The sequence below is a fragment of the Eudoraea sp. genome (genome assembly GCF_049669105.1).
Classification (GTDB): domain Bacteria; phylum Bacteroidota; class Bacteroidia; order Flavobacteriales; family Flavobacteriaceae; genus Eudoraea.
This window is the reverse complement of sequence record NZ_JBATKE010000137.1, coordinates 1-3,902: the sequence shown is the minus strand read 5'-3', so window position 1 is coordinate 3,902 and position 3,902 is coordinate 1. Positions and strand designations below refer to the sequence as shown.

The following is a 3,902-nucleotide window of genomic DNA, read 5'->3' as shown; positions in this document are numbered from 1 at the left end:
GTCCTATGAAAAGCCTTAGTCCAGTTCTCTAAAGTTCAAACAAAGGATTGAAAAACCAATATTAATATGGCCAACCTAAGAGAAAAATCAAAAAAACAACAAAAATTCGAAGCTGAAAGAGCAGATTGTTCAGAACGTGAAATACAGATGGAAATTCTATATTCTAACTGGTTGATCCAAGCTGCAACCGAGAAAACTCGTGCAAATACTTCAACAATAGTTTGGATAATAGTAATTGGAATCATATTAAGTATTATGGCCGCTATTCTGCCCACAATATAAAGTTCAAATAAACGATGAATCTAATTCGAGAAGGCGCTTTTATAACAGAGTTAATTTTTCAAGCTGGACTTGTATCGTATTCTCATGAGCGGTTGAAAGATTCGGTTGATGACTTTGATAAAATTGCTATTTGGTTAAGTATTCAATCCATTTTAATATCATCAGGTAATATTTCTAAAATTCTATGGCCAACATCAAAATATAAAGAAAGGGGAGAACAACTTAGGGAACTTCTGAAAATTGAATCTAATAGTATTTTAAGAAGTAGAAAATTCAGGAATAAATTTGAGCACTATGATGAATTATTAGATGATTTTTTTAAGGACAAGGAGATTTACTCTTATACTGATTTAGCAATGAATCCATCTTTAAGTTCATCAATTAGAGAATCTTGTCACAGAGGGTATAACTCTTATAATAATAATCTTGTGATTCATGGAAAAATTCTAGACTTAAATGATATTATAGATGCTGTTGAACAATTAAAGCTTAAATGTGAAAGTTTATTCATGTAAACTGTTAAAGTTCAAATAAAGGATGAAAAAGGCATTTCCTAAAAAGAAATAAATGTACCGGTACTCATACATAATTGTGAGCGGCAATTTTGACCAAAGATTTTAATGAAAAAATTATCACTACAGAAAAACGAGTTCTACATTTCTACCGATAAGTCGAAATTAGACGTTGATGCCATTCACCATTTTTTATCGACCAAAGCATATTGGTGTTTAAACATTCCGAAGGAAAAAATTGAGATTTCAATAGAAAATTCGCTCTGTTTTGGTCTTTATGAGAAATTCAAACAAATTGGTTTTGCAAGAATAATTACGGATTATTCGACAATAGCTTATTTAGGAGATGTTTACATTTTAGAGGAATATAGAGGAAAGGGTCTTTCAAAATGGCTGATGGAAACAATAATGAATTTCCCTGAACTTCAAGGCTTAAGACGTTGGATTTTGCTTACAGGAGATGCTCATGAACTTTATCGAAAATATGGTTGGACGGACTTAGCCGATTCAAGCAAATGGATGGAATTCCATAATAAAAATGTGTATTCCAATTAATCTAATTAACTAAAAAAGTACAATTAAACGATAGGTTTTATTGAGGGTTTCTAAGGATTTATCCCTAAATCCTTACCTCATGAAGGTGTAGTAAATTCACAACTATCTGATAGTCATATAAATAAAAATTGTAATGTCGCGCGAGCGTATTACCGTCTTGCTATTCAAACTGGTCCACATGGTTAGCCAGATTTTGAATACCGGTAAAATTGTACAAAAACATAAAGAAGAATACGCTCTATAGGGTTTTTCTCAAAGATTACATATGAGATTGTAAAATGGTATAATTCTTGTGGATTTTTTATATTCTATTCGTTTTTTATGTCAATACTAAAGCAACGTCATTTAAATTTGTACATTGGATTTTTTAGATATTGTACAGTTCTTCTTTGTTTAGCCTTCACCATTTCTGTTTTTTCACAAGAACAGGATTTCATAAATGCCAAGCTCATTGATTCGCAAACCAAAGAACCCGTTATTTTTGCCACTATACGGATTAAAGATTTGGCCCGTGGGGTAATATCGAATACGGATGGGGGATTTAAGATTCCCAATAGTTTTAAGACCTTAGGCAACGTTTTGATAATCTCGAGTATGGGATATAAAAGCCGCGAAATTCTGATTTCTGAATTATCTTCGATAGATTTAAATATTATACAACTGGAAGCAAGAATTTTTGAATTATCCGAAGCCGTAGTGAAGGCAAAACGAAAGAGAAAGTTATCTGCAGAAGAAATAGTAAGGAGGGCCATTGAGGCAATTCCCAGGAACTTTCCAACAAATTCCTTTTCTACCATCGGTTACTATCGTGACTATCAGTTAGACGAAAATAGCTATGTAAATTTGAACGAGGCAATTCTGGAGGTTTACGACCAAGGTTTTTATGAGCTCGACCAGGAAACTACCAGGGTTGAGATTTACGACTATAAGGTGAACTATGATTTTAAACGGGATACTTTAGCCCAACAGCCTTACGATTATACAAGCAAGAGAAAAACAATTGATAAGGCCTATCTGTTTAATTATGGGGGGAATGAGTTTACCATTCTAAGAATACACGATGCTATTAGAAATTATAAGATAGATTCTTATGCATATGTACATCGTTTAGATACCGATTTATTAAACAACCATTATTTCTCAAAAGAATCGGAAACCTTGTTGGATGATGATGTATTGTATACCATTAAGTTTAGAAAAACCTATCCAGGTTTTAGTGCATTGGGCAGACTGTTCATATCAAAGAAAGATTATGCTATACATAAGATGGAATATGCTGTATATGATCTATGGAGTCGAAAAATGGACAAAAAACAAAAGAAGCGGGGTAACAATAAACAATTAATATTTAAAATTATTGTAGAATATCAAAAGGTGGATGATTTAATGTATTTAAATTATATTTCCTTTCAGAACAGATTTCAGCTTTTTTCCTCACCGTTTATGGTGACAGATATTATCCCGGATTTGATTGAAAAGCGATTTAAGGTGAAGTTCAATAATAGGCCCTATGGTGAAGTAGCCCAAATTAGGGGTAACTATAGAGTTATGTATAAAGGAAAAGAGCTTACACTCACTAAAATTGCAGTAAGAGACAATACGGTACTGCTCTACCCTGACTTAGACCTTGGTGGTGCCCATGAAATGTTTAAGGAAATTGATAAAGTTTCTAATATTAAAAAAATTGGTCCAGAATTTCTCAATTTTGAATTCGCTAAAGAAATTATAGATGTAAAAGGACACCATTTAAATGATGGAGTTTATAAGGAATATAATCAATTTCGGGAATTTTTTGTACAACAAGTAAAAACTCAAACAAATGTACCAAAGGATACACTTTATATGAAAAAAGACAGGCCTATTTATAAAGACCAGATTATCGTTAAGCCGTTGAACTTTAGTGATTATTGGATGAATACTCCATTACAAAATATAGATAAATAAAAACCGGCCAATGACAATGCTTTGGCGGTTTATAAATTCTTCTTTGTAAGGATATAACATCCTTTTTTTGGAGAAACTTATAAAAGAGTAGCAATCAACTGTAACCTTCCCCTTTTTGTAGCCTTCCCTGTTCTTCGTACAGTTCATAAATCGAAATCGTTATCTTTATGAAAGTTCAAATAAACGATTACTTCTTGATTGATTTTTAACTTAGTTTTATAATTCGGATAGCATCATGGATGTCATCCCATTGTTGTAAAACATTTAATGAATACCTGGAGAAAATAAAATTTAAGTATGAACAAAGTGCTGCCGATGATTTTTGTTTCTTTTTTAATATGCAGTTGTGGAAATACCATATACACTTATCATTTTGAAAAACAGAAAAATATAGATTTTTCTAGTGGAAAATGGATTTTGAACGAACCATATACAAACAATGGGGACCATAGAATTAAGGACATCTCAGTTAAAAGATTTGAAGAGATTTTAAAGGATTCTTTATATGAGATTAATGAATTAAGGAAAGATAAATTGGTAGGGACAAGTTTTCCGTTTGAACCCAGTCATAAGGATTTAAGAGACTTTCAAATAGCTACAGGTTGTGAT

Annotated in this window: 5 protein-coding genes; all 5 read left to right on the top strand. The window is 32.0% G+C overall.

What is annotated here, in order from left to right:
• The first annotated feature begins 66 nt into the window (after nt 1-66).
• Nucleotides 67-282, top strand: coding sequence for a hypothetical protein (locus WBM60_RS11515; protein ID WP_424283107.1), 216 nt, complete (start codon nt 67-69; stop codon nt 280-282).
• 14 nt (nt 283-296) lie between these two features.
• Nucleotides 297-797 carry a hypothetical protein gene (locus WBM60_RS11510; protein WP_424283106.1) on the top strand — a complete coding sequence of 167 codons (501 nt, stop codon included), beginning with the start codon at nt 297-299 and terminating at the stop codon, nt 795-797.
• Between the two features lie 105 nt (nt 798-902).
• Nucleotides 903-1,349, top strand: a complete 447-nt coding sequence (locus WBM60_RS11505; RefSeq protein ID WP_424283105.1) for a GNAT family N-acetyltransferase — start codon at nt 903-905, stop codon at nt 1,347-1,349.
• Nucleotides 1,350-1,670: 321 nt separating this feature from the next.
• Entirely contained in the window at nt 1,671-3,293 is a 1,623-nt protein-coding gene (locus WBM60_RS11500) for a carboxypeptidase-like regulatory domain-containing protein (RefSeq protein ID WP_424283104.1), read from the top strand.
• A 297-nt stretch (nt 3,294-3,590) separates the two neighbouring features.
• Nucleotides 3,591-3,902 (top strand): hypothetical protein (locus WBM60_RS11495; protein ID WP_424283103.1); only part of this gene is annotated, 312 nt, incomplete at its 3' end.

What these genes read in the sequence shown, in the direction of transcription:
- WBM60_RS11500 (WP_424283104.1), top strand. Translation starts at nt 1,671, where the DNA reads ATGTCAATACTAAAGCAACGTCATTTAAATTTGTACATTGGATTTTTT.
- WBM60_RS11515 (WP_424283107.1), top strand. Translation starts at nt 67, where the DNA reads ATGGCCAACCTAAGAGAAAAATCAAAAAAACAACAAAAATTCGAAGCT.
- WBM60_RS11505 (WP_424283105.1), top strand. Translation starts at nt 903, where the DNA reads ATGAAAAAATTATCACTACAGAAAAACGAGTTCTACATTTCTACCGAT.
- WBM60_RS11510 (WP_424283106.1), top strand. Translation starts at nt 297, where the DNA reads ATGAATCTAATTCGAGAAGGCGCTTTTATAACAGAGTTAATTTTTCAA.